Here is a 15,769-nt window from a genome sequence, read left to right as displayed (position 1 = left end):
GGGTATGTCGGTTGCGTGGATAGGCAACCAGGCAGTTTCATTGACAGCCGCTATTCAGGAGACGGCGAAGCTTCTGGTGTCGTGCCGCTGCCCGGTTATTTCAGTCGATTCGGATATTCATGGTTGTCGAAGTGTGATCGCGCTGGCCGAACGAGTCGGAGCGGCTTATGACCATGTCCGCGGATGCGAACTCGCCGAAGAGGCGGCGCTCTTCACCGATCATGGCGGCTTCTTCACGACTCCGCTCGAGACCCGCCGGCGGGCCGACCTGATCGTTCTGGTCGGCGAAATCCCGGCCGCTCGTCACGAACTCCTTCTGTCCTGGCATGCAGCGCGTCCGGACCTGGTGCCTTCGCACAAGCGGCGCTGGTTCCACATATCGGACGCGAGACGCGAGGACACCGCATCCGAGATCGCCGCCATACTGAAACGGGTGAAGGCGAGCGTCGTCGAGGCTCCCGGCCAACTGCTGGCAGCCGTTCTCGCCTCGGTGCGGGCCGGTCTCGGCGGCAGGAAGAGCGTCGGAGTTGTCGAGGGGCTTGATGACTTGGCGGCCGCACTGGGCAAAGCCGCATTTCCCGTCTTTGTCTTCTCTGGTCGGCAGCAGGGGATTTTTACGCTTGCCATGCTGCAGGGGTTGGTCGGTGATCTCAATCGCAGTCGACGTGCGACCAGCCTCTTCCTGCCTTCCGATGATCGTGCCTGGGGCCTCATGCTCGCATCCGTCTGGATGACAGGCTTTCCGCCGCGAACCGGCTTCGGCGCCGGCAAGCCGGTCTACGATCCACAGCTCTCGGACGTGACGCGGATGATCGCCGAGCGGGAGGTGGACCTGCATCTCTGGATTTCGGATGGAGAAGGCGATCCGCCGGCGCATCGCCGCGGCCTGCCGCTCGTCGCCTTCGTTCCGGGCGAGGGTGCGGTTTCCGGGGCAGCGGTAACAATCACCGTCGGGCGGGCCGGTGTCGACCACGACGGCGTCTTTTATTCGAGCCGTATCGGAACGCTGATGGCGGTGAAGGCGTCCGCGCCCTCGCATCGTCCCAGTGTTTCCGGGGTTCTCCGCGAACTGGCGGATGCCCTGCCGGAGAAGGAGGCGCTGCCGTGCTGATCCGACTGGCGGGAGGAGAGGTCGTTGACCCGGTGAACGGTGAAAGCCGCCGGCGGGACCTGTGGATTCGCGACGGATTGATCGTCGAGAGGCCGGAAGGCCGGCGCGCCGACAAGACTTTCGACGTTTCCGGCTGCGTGGTGATGGCCGGGGCAATCGACATTCATTCCCATGTCGGCGGCGGTAACGTGAACACGGCGCGCCTGCTGTTGCCCGAGCACCATCGCGCGCACCAGACCCGTCCCTTGCACACCCCGCTTTCCAATGCCGGGTGGTCGACCTTCCGGACCGGGACGCTCTACGCACAGATGGGTTTCACGACGGTGGTCGAGCCGGCGATGAACCCGCTCAACGCGCTCCACACGCATCTGGAACTCTCCGACATCCCGATTATCGACAAGGCGACGCTTGCGATCCTCGGCAATGACGATTTCCTGCTCTCGATGATCCGGGACAATGAGCCGGCGGCGATGATCGACGATTACGTCGCCTGGACCGTTTCATCCTCCCGGTCGCTGGGCGTTAAGGTCATCAATGCCGGTGGTGCGGCGGCTTTCAAGGAAAACGTTCGCGCCTTCTCCTTCGACGATGTGGTGCCTGCCTACGGCGCCAGTTCCCGCAGGATCGTCAAGACCCTGCAGGCGGCCGTCGGTCGCCTCGGCATTCCGCATCCGCTCCACGTTCATGCAAACAATCTCGGCATACCCGGCAATGCCGCGACGGCGGCGGAGACCATCAGCGCGGCCGAGGGGGAAAGGCTCCACCTCGCGCACCTGCAGTTCTACGGCTACGGGACGGAGGGGAAACGCGGCTTCTCCTCCGAGGCGGCCCGGCTCGCCGAACTCGTCAATGGAACTCCCGAAGTCACGATCGATGTCGGTCAGGTCATGTTTGGCCAGACGGTGACGATCTCCGCCGACGTTATTCGCCAGTTCTCGGCCATCGGCCACGCGAGCCCGCGCAAGTCCGTCATCTATGACGGTGACGCGAATGGTGGCGGGATCGTGCCCTACCGCTACAAGCAGGACTATTACGGCTCGCTGCAATGGGCGATCGGGCTCGAGCTCTTCCTGCTGATCACCGATCCGTGGCGCGTCTTCTTTACGACGGATCATCCGAACGGTGCGCCGTTCACCACCTATCCGGAGCTTTTCGAACTCCTGATGAGCCGCGAGGCGCGGGACATCCAATCGGAGAAGCTCAACCAGGCGGCGCTGAAGCACTCGACGCTGTCTGCGATCGCGCGCGAATACACGCTCGACGAGATTGCCATCATGACCCGTGCCGCCCCGGCGAGGCTCCTCGGGCTCAAGGATCGCGGTCATCTCGGTGCGGGTGCGATCGCCGACGTTGCGGTCTACAGGCGGGGCAAGGACATCGCCCGGATGTTCCGCGAGGCGGCGCTGGTCTTCAAGAACGGTGATCTCGTGGTTCAGGACGGTGCCGTCACTCATTACCGGTGGGGCAAGGCACTGCGCCTCGATCCGCCGCAAGACAGGGCGATGACCCGCCGCCTTGTCGACTATTTCGAAAGCCGCTACGGGCTCGGTCTTGATTGGTTCACGTTTCCGGAGACGGCGATCGCTCGCGCCGACGCCTTTGCGGAGGTCCCATGCAACAGCTGATCCGCAATGGCGTCGTCATCGACGACACGTTTGCCGAAGCCTTCGGTATGCGGGCGACCGCAATCATCATCACCGCTCCCACGCTTAAGTGGGCACGTCAGGCCGCGATCACCATGACCGGCTTTGCCACCTCCGTTATCGGCTGCGGATGCGAGGCGGGCATCGATATGGATGTGCCCGAAACCGAGACGCCGGACGGTCGTCCCGGCTGCCGGGTCATGCTGTTCGCGATGGGGACGGACGAGTTGCAGAAGCAGCTGAAAACGCGCCTGGGCCAGTGCGTGTTGACCTCGCCCGGCAGTGCCTGCTTCGCTGGTCTGGAAGGCAGCGCACCGCTCGATCTCGGTTCGGCGCTCCGCTATTTCGGCGACGGCTGGCAGATATCCAAGAGGTTCGGCGGCAAGCACTATTGGCGTGTCCCCGTGATGGACGGAGAGTTCCTCTGCGAGGCGACGACGGGCTTGACCAAGCAGGCCGTGGGCGGCGGCAACATGCTGCTTCTTGCCGCCGACTGGGCAAAGGCGCTCAAGGCCGCCGAGACCGCCGTTGCCGCCATCGAGAAGGTCCCGGGGGTCATCATGCCCTTCCCGGGAGGGATCGTGCGCTCCGGCTCGAAGGTCGGCGGCAAGTACAAGGGGATGATGGCGTCGACCAACGACGCCTTCGCGCCGACGCTCAAGGGAGCCGTGAAGACGGCGCTCGAGCCCGGCACCAATGCGGTGCTGGAGATCGTGATCGACGGCGAGACCAGCGATGCCGTCGCGGACGCGATGCGTGCCGGCCTCAAGGCCGTCGTCAAGCTCGGACCGAAACAGGGGGCACTCAGGATCAGCGCCGGCAATTACGGCGGCAAGCTCGGCAAGTTCCATTACCACCTCAAGGAGCTGCTGCCATGAAGCCGCTGACCTTCACGCTCCTCGCCGAACCCGAAGAGAGGCTCGATCTGTCGGCGCTCGTCCCGGACCGCCTGTCAGGTTTGCCGGTATCGGATATCGCGGCCTTGCCGGTCGGAACGACGCGGACCGGCCTCAAGGCCGGCGACCTCTTCAGGATAGCGGGCAAGGACACATCATCCATCGTTTTTGCCGGAGGATCGCGGCGCTTCGATCAGGTCGGCGCGGGCATGACGTCCGGCAATATCCGCGTCGTCGGGGATGTCGGCTTCAGGGCGGGCCGGGCAATGGGCGGCGGTATGCTGGTCATCGACGGCAGCGCGGGCGAGGAACTCGGTTCCGGTCTCTCAGGAGGCCGTATCGAGGTGACCGGCAATGCCGGGGATCGCCTCGGTGCTCCGCTGGCAGGTGAGCTGCAGGGTGTCAGCGGCGGAACGATCGTCGTGCGTGGCAAGGCCGGGCATCGCGCCGGCGAGCGGATGCGGCGCGGACTGATCGCGGTGCTCAAGGGATGCGGCGATTATCTCGGGCTCGGCATGATCGCCGGAACTATCGTCGTGACGGGTCGGGTCGGCGTCATGCCAGGCTATCTCATGAAGAGGGGGTCGCTTCTCCTCGACCGGCAGCCGGAGGCGCTCTCGCTGACATTCGTCGATTGCGGAAATGCCGACATTGCCTTTTCCGGCCTGTTCGACCGCTTCCTGATCGCGGAGAAGATCCTCGATAAGCCGCTGCTGGGAACCGCGCCGACCCGCGTCTGCGGCGACAATGCAGTGTTCGGCAAGGGCGAGATCCTGTTTCGCAACCGACGATGAGCTTTCCATATCCGAACCTCTTGCTTGACTTGTCGTGTCGTTCGATCAATGGCCTTTAGTCGTCGTGATCCGTCACGGCGGTAAGTCCGAACAACTTCGACCGGTGCGGAAACTACTCGTGGCAAGAACGGCAAAAGGCGGAACAGGCAACCGGGTGACGATCACCCGCGCGCTGTCGAAGCTCGGTTACTGCTCTCGCACGCAGGCGGAGAGGCTGCTGGCTGAGGGGCGGATTTCGGTCGGCGGCAAAGCTGTCACCGATTTCGAGACCTGGGTGGATATTCATTCGGATCGCATCGAAGTCGACGGCCTGGCCGTTGCCGCCGAAGAGAAGGTCTACGTCATGCTGAACAAGCCGCGCGGCCTGGTCACCACCAGGGACGACCCGGAGGGCAGGGAGACGGTCTATTCCTGCCTCAAGGATGCGGGATTCGGCTTTCTTTCACCGGTCGGGCGGCTCGACAAGGCGAGCGAAGGCTTGCTGCTCTTCACCAATGATACGGTGTTCGCCCAGAGGCTTCTGGACCCCGCGACCCACGTGCCCAAGATCTATCACGTGCAAGTCGGTGGGCGCCTCGACGACCGTCAGGCCAAACAACTGAAGAGCGGCGTGCCGGTGGAGGGGGAGACATGGCGTGCCGCTTCCGTCCGGATCATCCGTCATGGGGAAAAGAACACCTGGCTCGAGGTGACGCTCGAGGAGGGGCGCAACCGTCAGATACGCCGGATGCTGGAAGCGATCGGCGTCGAGTGCCTGCGCCTCGTCCGCGTGGCGATCGGTGACGTCGAGCTTGGCGACCTGCCGAAAGGCGACGTTCGTCGCCTGACGAACAGCGAGATCGCGATCCTGCGCAAGGCGACAGGGTTCGGCGGTCGATAAGGGAGTGTCACGACGCCTTACAGGCGCCTCGACGACCTTTTCGGTGTCAGCGACCTTCGATCGTGGTCTGCACACAAAAGGGGCAAGCGGCTCTCTGACGCATCCTTTGCTCCGGGAAGCCATGCATTTCGGCACGACGCACCAAAAAAGGTCGCACTCTCATCGATTTGTCCCAGACTCAGAAATCTTCGATTTAAATCAGCCGCTTCCGTCGCGCCGCGGCGGCGATCCGGGCCTTTATATGCGCGGATTGGCTAATTTCAGTTCTTCCTTTCATAGCGTATTTCGAAATCGATGAAGGGGGTGCTGGATCGCGTGCCGGCCGTCCCCCATCTCTTGCTGCGGCGAAACTCTTCGGACTGTTTGGACAGGAATGAATACAGTCATTGTTTTAGACAGGCATGCGCTCTCGCGATTTCGAGCTGATCATCCCTGGTTGCACCTCTCGGACGACGTTATCGAAGTTTCCCTCTATCTGGACGACAACGGGGCCCCTCTGCGCCTTGCCGGGAACCGTCTGCACGACGGTGTCTTCGAGGAGGTCGACTGCGACTGCTTGCCGGCTGCGACAGCCTTCGCAATCGTGCGTTCCGCGCCCGCGCTCGGAAAGGCCAGGGCATGGACACCTGCCGGCGAGCAGGATGTCTGGCGTATTCTGCAGGTACTGATCGATACGCCGTTCGAGGCCGCGCCCGCGGCCGGCGCGAACAGGGTCCGCTACGACCTGCTCGACGAGGGCTACCGGATCGCCCGGCAATTGACGCTCGAGGTTCTGAATTCTCACGCCATAAAGACGGAAGAGCCGACGGAACGTCTGCGTTTGTGTCGCGCCGCCGGCTCTGTGCCGAGGACATTGGCTGATGTCCGGGAATCGAGCAGACCTGTTTTTCTGGAGGCGGATACTTGGAGGATGGTGGCTGTTCTCCGGGACGAGTTTCTGCTCGCCGGCGGCAAGAACCATCTGACCGCGGTCTCGGTCGCGAAAAATGGAAAGCCGGGCATCCCCGCGGGCTTGCAGAAAGTGATCGACGAGGCGCTCTTCGAGACTGCGCCCGTGGCCTTTTCGGTATCCACGACCGGGTATCAGAGCTCTCGCTTCGTGAGCGTAAATCAGTCCTACCTGGACCTGACGGGACGCTCGTGGGCCGACCTCAACGGTTGCGAAATGCTGGCAAGCGGCGTCGCTGTCGACAGCCCCGGACGCAAACGCCGTCTCGAACTGCTCGAGCAGCAGGGCGGCTACAATTCCGAGACCGCCGAGATCCGGGGAGTTGACGGCAGAGTGCTTCCCGTCCTGATCTCGGGAAAACGCTTGCTGGTTGCTGGTGAAGCATACGATCTCGAAGCCATTTGCGCACTCCATCGGAATGCGCCGGTGCCGGTCAGCTCCGGAAATGTGGTGCGCCTGCTGCAGCCTGCCGGCTGACGCGACGGCAGAGGCTTCTAAACCGCGGGTAAATCCGGAAACTTCCGGCTCAGGAAGGGTGATCCCGCGAGGCCGAATCGCCAGGGCCGGTCGACTGCCTTCGTGATGCCTATTCGCCTGCCGACCGCGACCGGAAGGTCCATCGCTGGCAGAGCAAAGCCGAACGGCGGGGAAAGCAGGGGCAACCCGTCGTGTGCCCGCGTGACCGCCAATGCCTCGGTCAGGCGGCCCGGCCCCGAACAAAGCGTCTTCAGGTCCGTGCGATTGCGCCGGCTCTGCATCTTTTCGAGTTCCCACGCCGGCTCGATCGCGCGGACGAGAACGGCGCTTGCCGTGCGGCAGACCACGTTCAGGCACCAGTGGATCCCATAGGATCGGTAGACATAGACGTGACCAGCCGGGCCGAACATCGAACGGTTGCGCAGGGTCTGCCCGCCGTAGCTGTGCGACGCGGGATCGTCCCCTTCATAGGCCTCCGTTTCCACGATGATGCCGCCGACGCCCTCCAGCGTGATCGTCGCCCCGATGAGATCCCGTGCGACGTCGACCGCGCTGCGGTCGAAGAAGCCGTCGAGGGTACCTCCATGCAGCGGTGGCAACGGATCAGAAGTCGGGGAAGATGTTTCTGACATAGCGCCTGACGATCGTGAGGCTTCTATCCGGTTCAATGCGGTAGACCTCGATCACGGTTCGGCCGAACCGGTCCTGGAAGCGGTGTTCGAACGTGCTGCCAACGGGGGCCTTGGTCAGCTTGGTACGGGGCTGCCCACCATAGGTGATGCTGCCCGGGACGGGCTCCAGTCGTGGGCCGCCAAGGTATGGTGTCGCGGTACAGGATGAAAGCACGACCGCGATCGCGACGGCAATGGTCCTTCGCATGACTGTTCTCCTTGAATGATAATCCCAGATACCGCGAGCAACGGCATCCCGGCAAGGATGTTCCGCGGCTGTCGGTGGCGCGTAGGACCGCCGCGCAGGTGTTTCCATGCGAAAGGTTCCCGCTTCCAGAATTGACTGATACCTTCTTTTGATTTACGACTGACGAAATATGAAAAACGTCACAAGTAATATCAAGGCGAAGCAGATGTCCGAAGCCGCCGACAATACGGCAGAGAGCGCCCGGCAAGACAACGTCACCCGCATCCTCGATGCGGCAGAGCGGCTGTTTCGCCACTACGGCTACTACAAGACCAATGTCGCCGACATCGCGAAGGACCTCGGCATGTCGCCGGCAAACGTCTACCGGTTCTTTTCATCGAAGGCCGAAATTCACCAGGCGCTGGCGCAGCGCATGCTGGATGCGGGCTACGAGGTGGCCCTGGCGATTGCACGCTTGCCGGTCAGTGCCGAGGAGAGGCTCCGCCGGTACGGACATGCGATGCACAACATGACCGTCGAGACGATGCTCGATCAGGAGAAGGTTCATGAGATGGTGGTTGTCGCCATCGAGGAGGCGTGGCCGGTCATCGATGCACACGTCACCCGCCTCGACCAGGTGATTACCTCGATCATCAGTGACGGGATCGAGGCCGGCGAATTTCCTCCGCAAGATGCAGAGAGCGCCGGACGCTGCTTCAGCGCATCTCTCGCCATCCTCATTCATCCGCAGATGGTGACCCAATGCCTGATGAAGCAGAACCGTCCGGGCGCGGAAGAACTGATCGAATTCGCTCTGAAGGCCGTGAAGAACTAGACCGCGGCAGAGGCCGCCTCGCCAATCTGACACATCAGGAGCATAGCATGAGGTCGAGTATGAACGGACTCGCAGGTAGGCTGCTGATCGGCCTGTCCCTACTGACGACGGCGGTTTTGGCCTCCGGGTGCGGCGACGAGGAAAGCAAGGCGGAAGCCATTGTTCGCCCCGTCAAGGTGATCGAGGTGGCGGCCGGCGAGAGCGGGCGCAAGCTCGAATACTCGGGCGCGGTCAAGGCTCGCTACGAGATCAATCTCGCTTTCCGGGTCAACGGCAAGATCACCGAGCGCCCGGTTGATGTCGGCGACAGGGTGCGTCCGGGGAACCTTCTGGCTCGACTTGACGCTGCCGACTACGAGCTCGCAGTCACTCGTGCGGAGGCCGATCTTCGTTCGGCCGTCAAGCAGGTCGGCACGCTCAAACTGTTCAAGCAGCGTGCCGAGACGCTTTATGCAAAGAATGCTGCGTCGAAAGCCGAACTCGACCAGCGCACGCTTGCCTACGACCAGGCTCTCTCGACTGAGCAGTCGGCCGTATCCGCTTTGGAACAGGCAAAGAACCAGGTTGCCTATACGAGGCTTCATGCCGACATGGCCGGCATCGTTACGGCCGTCAATGGTGAGCCGGGCCAGGTGGTCGGCTCAGGCACGCCGGTTGTTACTGTCGCGATGGACGGAGAGAAGGAGGTCCAGGTTGCCGTACCGGAGACCGAAATCACGAACTTCGCGGCGGGTGCCGCAGTGAAGGTTCGGTTCTGGTCGCAGCAGGGAATGGTGCTGGACGGCACCGTCAGGGAGGTTGCCGGCAGTGCCGATCCTCGTTCTCGAACCTTTTCCGTACGGGTCCGCATCCCCGACGGTCCGCGGGTGCTGCTTGGAATGACTGCAACGGTCGAAACACAGGTCGGTGGCGGGCCCGCGGGATTTGATATTCCCGTGAGCGCGCTTGCAGAGAAGGATGGCAATCCGGTGGTTTGGGTGGTCGAGCGGGCTTCCGACACCGTTCGTCCGCGCTCCGTCCGGCTCGGCGAGTTCTCCGATAACGGGGTGGTGGTGAGCGAAGGGCTTTCCCCCGGCGAGATGGTTGTCTCTGCGGGCACGCAATTCATGCGCGATGGCATGAAAGTGAAAGTCTCCGCAGCGGATGCACAGCAGACGGCCGTGAATGCGGCTCCCGCCGCCATCGTGGCGCGCTGACGCTCGCTCCTGAAAACGTCTCCACCAGAGGGCCCCTTATGAGCACGTCCGACCGAGAAAAGACGCCGTTCAACCTGTCGCGCTGGGCGATCGCGCACGGCAGTCTTGCGCGTTTTCTGTTCGCGCTGATCATCGTGGCGGGCGCGCTCGCGATCGCCAACATGGGACAGAAGGAAGACCCCGACTTCACGTTTCGGGTCATGGTCGTCCAGACTGTCTGGCCTGGCGCCAGTATCGAGGAAATGCAGGACCAGGTCGTCAACAAGATCGAGCGGAAGCTGCAGGAAACCCCGCATCTCGACTATATCCACTCCTATACACGTGCCGGGATGGCGATCACGACCATCAACATCAAGGGTGACACCGATGCCGCGGAGGTGAAGGATGCCTTCTACCAGGTTCGCAAGAAGGTCGGGGACATCGAGCAGGAACTGCCCGATGGTCTGATGGGGCCGTATTTCAACGATGAATTCGGCGACACTTTCGTCACCATGCACGCGCTCTCCGGCGACGGCTACAGCCTCCCGGAACTCAAGGATTTCGCCATCCGCGCGCGTGACATGCTGCTTGCCACCCCCGGCGTCGAAAAGGCGGTGATCCTCGGGGATCAGCCGCGGCAGATCCACATCGACGTCTCCTCCAAGGTGCTCGCCGAGCGCGGGCTGACGCTCGGCGACCTTCAGGCCGCCCTTTCCGGACAGAACAATGTCGACTCGGCGGGCTCGGTCGAATCCGCCGCTCGGTCCGTGCGCGTTTCCGTGGAAGGCGACGTCCGCTCGGAGGATGACGTGCGTGAGTTGCGGATCAAGGCCGGTGGTGAGGTCATTCGTCTCGGCGACATTGCCTATGTTTCATCGGGTCTCGCCGAACCGTATACCCGGAAGTTCCGTTTCAACGGTCGTGACAGTGTCCAGATCGGCGTCGTGATGGCGCCCGGCTTCAAGGTGACGGATGTCGGCAAGGCGATCGAAGCGACCTACGAGCGTTTCACAGCATCGATGCCGGTCGGCGTGTCCGTCGACCAGATTTCCAATCAGCCGGAGGTGGTGCACGAGGCAATCGGCGAATTTTCCCAGGCGCTCATGGAGGCCTTGGTCATAGTTCTCGTGGTTTCGCTTCTGTCGATCGGTTGGCGATCGGGCATGGTCATCGCAATCACCATACCGCTGGTGCTCGCCGCGACCCTGGCCATCATGTACCAGCTCGGGATCGAGTTGCAGCGCATATCGCTCGGCGCTCTGATCATCGCGCTCGGGCTGCTGGTCGACGACGCCATGATCGTCGTGGAACTCATGGAGCGGAAGCTCGACGAGGGGCTCGAGAAACTCGAAGCGGCGACCTTCGCCTACTCGTCGACCGCGTTTCCGATGCTGACGGGTACGCTGATCACCGTCGCCGGCTTCATTCCGGTGGGCTTTGCGGCGTCGACCGCAGGCGAATATGTCCGGTCTCTCTTCTACGTCGTCGGCATCGCGCTGGTGACGTCGTGGTTCGTCGCCGTCTATTTTACCCCGTGGCTCGGCCACATGATCCTCAAGCAGCGGGCGCATGCCGGCCAGGGGCATCACGATGTCTTCGACACGCCCTCCTATCGGCGGCTACACGGGGCGGTCGGCTGGGCAGTCCGGCACCGCGTCATCGTCCTGACGCTCACACTTGCGGTCTTCGTGGCGAGCCTTCTCTCGTTCACCGCCATCACCCAGAGCTTCTTTCCGAGGTCCTCTCGTCCGGAAATTCTCGTCGATATGTGGTTGCCCGAGGGAACAAGCATTCTCGAAGTCGAACGGCAGGCGAAGGCACTCGAAAAGCGGGTTCTCGATGATCCGGACAAGACCTTCGTCGCGACCTATATCGGTGAAGGGATTCCACGCTTCTTCCTGCCGCTCGACCAGCAACTCACCAATCCCAATTTCGCGCAGTTGCTGGTGATGGCCAAGGACGAAGACGCTCGCGAGCGAATGATTGCCAAGCTGCGCGGCATACTTGCCGAGGACTTCCCGTCCGTCCGCTCGAAGGTCGACCGCCTCTTCCTCGGTCCGCCGGTCGGCTGGCCGGTACAGATCCGCGTCGTCGGACCGGAGCCTGGAGAGGTTCGCGTGATCGCGGACAAGGTGAAGGATTATTTCGCCGAGGATTCCCTGATCGGGACCATTCACGACGACTGGCTGGAGCCAGTGACGACGATGAAACTCGTCATCGACCAGGACAGGGCGCGGGCGCTCGGCGTTACGTCGCAGCGCGTCAGGCAGATGGTCCAGGCTGCGGTTTCCGGCGTTCCGCTGGATACCTTCCGCGACGGCGAGGAAACGGTCTCGATCGTTGCCCGGGAGCCGGATGCTTCGCGCAACCTTCTCTCAGCGGTCCAGTCCGTCTATATCCCGACCGATTACGGCGGCTTCGTTCCGGTCTCGCAGATTGCGAAGGTCGAACCCGCACTGGAGCAGGGAATCGAATGGCGCCGCAACCGTCTGCCGGCGATCACGGTGCGCGGTACGATCCCGGACGGCGCAGAAGGCAGCGAGGTCGGCCTCAAGCTCTTCGAACGCATGCAGGATCTGCGCGATAGCCTGCCGGCTGGCTATGCGATCGAGATTCAGGGTGGTGCGGAGGAATCGGCAGAGAGCCAGGCGTCCATCGCCGCCAAGGTGCCGATCATGCTGGTGGTCACGCTGGTTCTCCTGATGGTGCAATTGCAGCATTTCGGCAAGGCGCTGCTGGTCCTGTCAACGGGGCCACTCGGCATCATCGGCGCGGCTGCAGCGCTGCTGATCACCGGGGCACCGTTCGGCTTCGTCGCCATTCTCGGGGTGATCGCGCTCCTCGGCATCATCATCCGCAACTCGATCATCCTGATCGACCAGATCGATCAGGACATCGCCGCCGGGGTCTCGCGGCAGGATGCGATCATCGGTGCGGCCGTGCGGCGTTTCCGGCCGATCGCGCTCACGGCGATGACCGCGGTGCTTGCGCTCATTCCGATTTCGCGGGGCGTATTCTGGGGGCCGCTTGCCTATGCGATGATGGGCGGCATCCTCGTGGCAACGCTGCTGACGGTCTTTGCTCTTCCTGCAGGCTACGCCCTGTTCTTCGGTCGCGAACCGAAGAACGCACATGCGCCGGAGCTGGAGCGGGAGCCCGAACCTCGACAGGAGGAACTTCCGCTCGCCGCAGAGTAAGCCCGACATTGGCCGATGTGGAACATTTTTGCCCTTCTCCGGTTGCAGCCCTGACGGTTGTCACGTGGTCGCGACCGGAAAAAGGGAGGCACATATGCCAGCGAAATCGAAAGCACAGCAGAAGGCGGCCGGCGCTGCCCTGGCGGCGAAGCGCGGCGAGGCTAAGAAGAGCGATCTGAAGGGGGCATCAAAGGGGATGCTGAAGTCCATGACGGAGAAAGAACTGGAGGATCTGGCGTCGACGAAGCGGAAGGGAAAGCCGGAGCACGCCTCCAAGTAAGGCTGAGCGTGATCGATGCGGTCAGCCTTTGTCCCGGAGCTTCAATCGAATCTCCAGGATGTGCAGCAACCAGAGAACGATGAGCGCCAGGGCGGTGGCGAGCAATGCGAGCCGCAGAAGGCCGAGACCGCAAGCCAGTCCTGTCGCGCTGGAAAGCCATAGACCGGCTCCGGTCGTGAGCCCTTTCACCTCGCCCTTGGTGAAGACGATCAGCCCTGCGGCGAGAAAGGCGACGCCCGACGTGACCGCCTCGATCAGCCGGATCGGGTCGACGCGGATGGATTGCTCGGCAAAATCCTTGTGGTGGGTGATCTCGATTGTCAGGAGCGCGACGACCGCGCTTGCGAGACACACGAGCATGTGGGTGCGCAATCCTGCTGCACGGCTCCGGCGCTCACGTTCGTACCCGACTGCAGCGCCGCAAAGCAGCGCGGCGAAGAGACGGACCGCAACCAGTGAATCCGGAAGCCAAGTCGTTACTCCCAGATCGGTCAGCAGGTTTTCCATCCACGAATCCCAACGATTCCCGTCGTCCAGTGCCCTCGCGGTTACCGTCATTCTCTCGTGGGCTTCGCTGCGCCTGGCGTCGATGAATAGGCCGCCGAAACGGGATCGCTTGCAGGAAAGGTATCCTCCAGTCCCTCCTGCAGTTCTTCCTCGAGTTCGGCGGCGTCGCCCTTCCTGCGAGCGCTTGGCGTCCACTTCTCAGCGCTTTCCCTCGTTGTCATCCCGCCCTCGTCCCCTTCCGGCATGCCTCCGACCTGGAGAAGAAGCACCTTTGCCTTTTCGACGGCATTCAGGCGGTTCACTTGGCCGGTTTCGGACTGGCGCATCAGGACGGAGATGACTTCCCCGCCGTCGCCGACGAACTCGACGGTATAGCCGCTCTTGCCGCCCATTTCTTCGTGAACCTGAATTCCGACAACCTGCATCGCCTTTTCTCCCCTGCTGTGCGTTCCTTGGGGAACGCGATCGGGTAGCGGAAGTTCCCCGTCGAGGGCGTCGCATTGTTTTGCCGCGTCGAACGCACCGCCAATGTTTCAATATGATACAACGTTTTGTTTACCATATCCAATCCGTTAATCAGCGAATGCTGAACAAAGAGAGGTGCGATGCGTTCTGAGTTCAAAAGGAGCTGACCGATGTCCAGGAAGCAAGCCCTCGTACTGATTGTCGAAGACGATGCCCTCGTTGCCATGGATGCTGCCGACAGCGTCAGTTGCGCCGGCGTGGAGGCGGTCACCGTTGAAAGCGTCACCGATGCGATCGGCATCCTCGAGCGCGAGGACATATCCGCCGCCATCCTTGATTTTCATGTCCGCGACGGAACCGTGACACCTCTGATCGAACGGTTGTCCGAGCGGCATATTCCCTACCGGGTTGTCACGGGATCGCCCGCCGCGGAACTCGCAGCCGGGGGCGTGCCCTTGGACCTCTGTGCCCGAAAGCCTGCGGACTACCTTGCCATTGTCGGGGCCTTGGTCGGGATCGGTCCGGGACATTCTCCCCCGGCTTCTAGATAGCCTGCGCGAAGGTCCCGACCGCTGCCGTCATTTGCGTTTACCGGTTGGACAGCGAGGCGTGCTAAGAAGCGCGGTGTGTCCGGGTGGTCGCCAACGGTATGGAGCCCCTCCGGCGCTATCTCCCTCGCAGCGGCGGGGACTGTTCCCACATCCGCCGCCGATACACAGGAACGCTGGCAACCGACATGGCAAAGATACTTTCGATCGCACTCAATCCGGCCATCGACATCGCGAGCGAAGCGGACCACATACGGCACACGCACAAGACGAGAACCCATAACCAGCAGCAATTTCCGGGCGGGGGCGGCATCAATGTCGCCCGCGTGATCGCCGAACTCGGCGGCGAATGTGACCTCGTCTACCTTTCCGGTGGAGCAACGGGCGAACTGCTGGAGAATATGTTGAAGCGTATCCGCGTGCGGCACGTTCCTGTCCACATCAAGGATCCGGTGCGCATCGCCTACATGGTGCACGAGGCGTCGACGGGACTGGAATACCGCTTCGTGCCGGAGGGGCCGATTGTGAGCGAAGAAGAAGTAAAGCCGCTTTTCGACTTTCTGGAGAAGAGCGACGCCGACTATTTCATCGCGAGCGGCAGTCTGCCGCGCGGCGTAGAAACGGACATATACTCACGCATGGCCGACATCGCGTCACGCAAGGGCGCACGGTTCGTCCTGGACACCTCCGGCGATGCGCTGAAGGTAACCTTGTCGCGGTCACGCGTCTTTCTGGTGAAACCGAGCGTCGGGGAACTCGAAGGATTGGTCGGGCGCCGGCTGAACCACAGCACAGCCGGGGAGGCTGCACGTGAGATCGTCCAGAGCGGTGCGGCGCAGTACGTCGCCCTCACAATGGGCAAGGATGGAGCCCTGCTGGCGACCGCCGACGATGTCGTGCGTCTTCCGGCAATCAAGGTGCCGGTCCAGTCCGCGGTCGGGGCCGGAGACAGCTTTGTTGCCGCCATGACCTGGTCGTTGGCGGAGGGGCACGATATCGGCGAGGCGTTCCGCTTCGGGCTTGCTGCAGGCGCCGCCGCGGTGATGACGCCGGGAACCGAGCTCTGCCGCAGACAGGACGTGCTCGACCTCTACGGGGCCCATGCGGCACACGCCAAGGCAATGCGCTGACCTGTAGCGGGTAGAGCCGGTTGA

General features: G+C 62.7%; 16 protein-coding genes. 12 read left to right on the top strand and 4 right to left on the bottom strand.

Going from position 1 to position 15,769, the window contains the following annotated elements; translation table 11 throughout:
- Nucleotides 1-133 precede the first annotated feature (133 nt).
- From EUU22_RS15870 to EUU22_RS15845, 6 genes are all read left to right on the top strand, one after another.
- Nucleotides 134-1,111 carry a molybdopterin-binding domain-containing protein gene (locus EUU22_RS15870; protein ID WP_129332955.1) on the top strand — a complete coding sequence of 326 codons (978 nt, stop codon included), beginning with the start codon at nt 134-136 and terminating at the stop codon, nt 1,109-1,111.
- Nucleotides 1,105-2,736, top strand: coding sequence for a formylmethanofuran dehydrogenase subunit A (locus EUU22_RS15865; protein WP_129332954.1), 1,632 nt, complete (start codon nt 1,105-1,107; stop codon nt 2,734-2,736). Before EUU22_RS15870 ends, EUU22_RS15865 begins: the two co-directional genes overlap by 7 nt.
- On the top strand, nt 2,724-3,632 hold the full coding sequence (gene fhcD, locus EUU22_RS15860) for a formylmethanofuran--tetrahydromethanopterin N-formyltransferase (RefSeq protein WP_129332953.1): 909 nt from the start codon (nt 2,724-2,726) through the stop codon (nt 3,630-3,632). Before EUU22_RS15865 ends, fhcD begins: the two co-directional genes overlap by 13 nt.
- Nucleotides 3,629-4,444, top strand: a complete 816-nt coding sequence (locus EUU22_RS15855; protein ID WP_129332952.1) for a formylmethanofuran dehydrogenase subunit C — start codon at nt 3,629-3,631, stop codon at nt 4,442-4,444. The genes fhcD and EUU22_RS15855 overlap by 4 nt, the downstream gene beginning before the upstream one ends.
- Before the next feature lie 118 nt (nt 4,445-4,562).
- On the top strand, nt 4,563-5,324 hold the full coding sequence (locus EUU22_RS15850) for a pseudouridine synthase (RefSeq protein ID WP_245485086.1): 762 nt from the start codon (nt 4,563-4,565) through the stop codon (nt 5,322-5,324).
- Between the two features lie 583 nt (nt 5,325-5,907).
- Nucleotides 5,908-6,750: a PAS domain-containing protein gene (locus EUU22_RS15845; protein ID WP_165351190.1), complete on the top strand. Its 843-nt coding sequence runs from the start codon at nt 5,908-5,910 to the stop codon at nt 6,748-6,750.
- Nucleotides 6,751-6,767: 17 nt separating this feature from the next.
- On the opposite strand, the gene EUU22_RS15840 is transcribed toward EUU22_RS15845, so the two are convergent.
- Together EUU22_RS15840 and EUU22_RS15835 are read right to left on the bottom strand one after the other, a co-directional pair.
- On the bottom strand, nt 6,768-7,382 hold the full coding sequence (locus EUU22_RS15840) for a DNA-3-methyladenine glycosylase (RefSeq protein WP_129332949.1): 615 nt from the start codon (nt 7,380-7,382) through the stop codon (nt 6,768-6,770).
- The gene (locus tag EUU22_RS15835) at nt 7,354-7,629 is read right to left on the bottom strand and encodes a hypothetical protein (RefSeq protein ID WP_129332948.1); all 276 of its coding nucleotides are present in this window, start codon (nt 7,627-7,629) and stop codon (nt 7,354-7,356) included. Before EUU22_RS15835 ends, EUU22_RS15840 begins: the two co-directional genes overlap by 29 nt.
- Before the next feature lie 205 nt (nt 7,630-7,834).
- Between EUU22_RS15835 and EUU22_RS15830 the strand changes: the two genes are divergently transcribed.
- The 4 genes from EUU22_RS15830 (at nt 7,835) to EUU22_RS15815 (ending at nt 13,095) form a co-directional block, all read left to right on the top strand.
- The gene (locus tag EUU22_RS15830; protein ID WP_129333019.1) at nt 7,835-8,443 is read left to right on the top strand and encodes a TetR/AcrR family transcriptional regulator; all 609 of its coding nucleotides are present in this window, start codon (nt 7,835-7,837) and stop codon (nt 8,441-8,443) included.
- A gap of 59 nt (nt 8,444-8,502) precedes the next feature.
- Nucleotides 8,503-9,639, top strand: a complete 1,137-nt coding sequence (locus EUU22_RS15825) for an efflux RND transporter periplasmic adaptor subunit (protein WP_245485084.1) — start codon at nt 8,503-8,505, stop codon at nt 9,637-9,639.
- Nucleotides 9,640-9,677: 38 nt separating this feature from the next.
- Nucleotides 9,678-12,815, top strand: a complete 3,138-nt coding sequence (locus tag EUU22_RS15820) for an efflux RND transporter permease subunit (protein WP_129332946.1) — start codon at nt 9,678-9,680, stop codon at nt 12,813-12,815.
- 94 nt (nt 12,816-12,909) lie between these two features.
- Nucleotides 12,910-13,095 (top strand): DUF3008 family protein, encoded by a 186-nt coding sequence (locus EUU22_RS15815; RefSeq protein WP_129332945.1) that lies wholly within the window; start codon nt 12,910-12,912, stop codon nt 13,093-13,095.
- A gap of 21 nt (nt 13,096-13,116) precedes the next feature.
- Here EUU22_RS15815 and EUU22_RS15810 read toward each other — a convergent pair whose 3' ends face one another.
- Both EUU22_RS15810 and EUU22_RS15805 read right to left on the bottom strand, forming a co-directional pair.
- Nucleotides 13,117-13,602: an MgtC/SapB family protein gene (locus EUU22_RS15810; protein ID WP_129333018.1), complete on the bottom strand. Its 486-nt coding sequence runs from the start codon at nt 13,600-13,602 to the stop codon at nt 13,117-13,119.
- Nucleotides 13,603-13,649: 47 nt separating this feature from the next.
- On the bottom strand, nt 13,650-14,027 hold the full coding sequence (locus EUU22_RS15805) for a hypothetical protein (RefSeq protein WP_129332944.1): 378 nt from the start codon (nt 14,025-14,027) through the stop codon (nt 13,650-13,652).
- Nucleotides 14,028-14,237: 210 nt separating this feature from the next.
- Between EUU22_RS15805 and EUU22_RS15800 the strand changes: the two genes are divergently transcribed.
- The gene (locus tag EUU22_RS15800) at nt 14,238-14,618 is read left to right on the top strand and encodes a response regulator (protein WP_129332943.1); all 381 of its coding nucleotides are present in this window, start codon (nt 14,238-14,240) and stop codon (nt 14,616-14,618) included.
- A 185-nt stretch (nt 14,619-14,803) separates the two neighbouring features.
- Nucleotides 14,804-15,745 (top strand): 1-phosphofructokinase family hexose kinase, encoded by a 942-nt coding sequence (locus EUU22_RS15795; RefSeq protein WP_129332942.1) that lies wholly within the window; start codon nt 14,804-14,806, stop codon nt 15,743-15,745.
- The last annotated feature ends 24 nt before the right edge of the window (nt 15,746-15,769 follow it).

Source organism: Ciceribacter ferrooxidans, assembly GCF_004137355.1.
In the GTDB taxonomy this organism is placed as follows: Bacteria; Pseudomonadota; Alphaproteobacteria; order Rhizobiales; family Rhizobiaceae; genus Allorhizobium; species Allorhizobium ferrooxidans.
This window is presented reverse-complemented; position numbering and strand designations above follow the sequence as displayed.

What these genes read in the sequence shown, in the direction of transcription:
- fhcD (WP_129332953.1), top strand. Translation starts at nt 2,724, where the DNA reads ATGCAACAGCTGATCCGCAATGGCGTCGTCATCGACGACACGTTTGCC.
- EUU22_RS15855 (WP_129332952.1), top strand. Translation starts at nt 3,629, where the DNA reads ATGAAGCCGCTGACCTTCACGCTCCTCGCCGAACCCGAAGAGAGGCTC.
- EUU22_RS15840 (WP_129332949.1), bottom strand. Translation starts at nt 7,382, where the DNA reads ATGTCAGAAACATCTTCCCCGACTTCTGATCCGTTGCCACCGCTGCAT.
- EUU22_RS15835 (WP_129332948.1), bottom strand. Translation starts at nt 7,629, where the DNA reads ATGCGAAGGACCATTGCCGTCGCGATCGCGGTCGTGCTTTCATCCTGT.
- EUU22_RS15830 (WP_129333019.1), top strand. Translation starts at nt 7,835, where the DNA reads ATGTCCGAAGCCGCCGACAATACGGCAGAGAGCGCCCGGCAAGACAAC.
- EUU22_RS15825 (WP_245485084.1), top strand. Translation starts at nt 8,503, where the DNA reads ATGAACGGACTCGCAGGTAGGCTGCTGATCGGCCTGTCCCTACTGACG.
- EUU22_RS15820 (WP_129332946.1), top strand. Translation starts at nt 9,678, where the DNA reads ATGAGCACGTCCGACCGAGAAAAGACGCCGTTCAACCTGTCGCGCTGG.
- EUU22_RS15815 (WP_129332945.1), top strand. Translation starts at nt 12,910, where the DNA reads ATGCCAGCGAAATCGAAAGCACAGCAGAAGGCGGCCGGCGCTGCCCTG.
- EUU22_RS15810 (WP_129333018.1), bottom strand. Translation starts at nt 13,602, where the DNA reads ATGGAAAACCTGCTGACCGATCTGGGAGTAACGACTTGGCTTCCGGAT.
- EUU22_RS15805 (WP_129332944.1), bottom strand. Translation starts at nt 14,027, where the DNA reads ATGCAGGTTGTCGGAATTCAGGTTCACGAAGAAATGGGCGGCAAGAGC.
- EUU22_RS15800 (WP_129332943.1), top strand. Translation starts at nt 14,238, where the DNA reads ATGTCCAGGAAGCAAGCCCTCGTACTGATTGTCGAAGACGATGCCCTC.
- EUU22_RS15795 (WP_129332942.1), top strand. Translation starts at nt 14,804, where the DNA reads ATGGCAAAGATACTTTCGATCGCACTCAATCCGGCCATCGACATCGCG.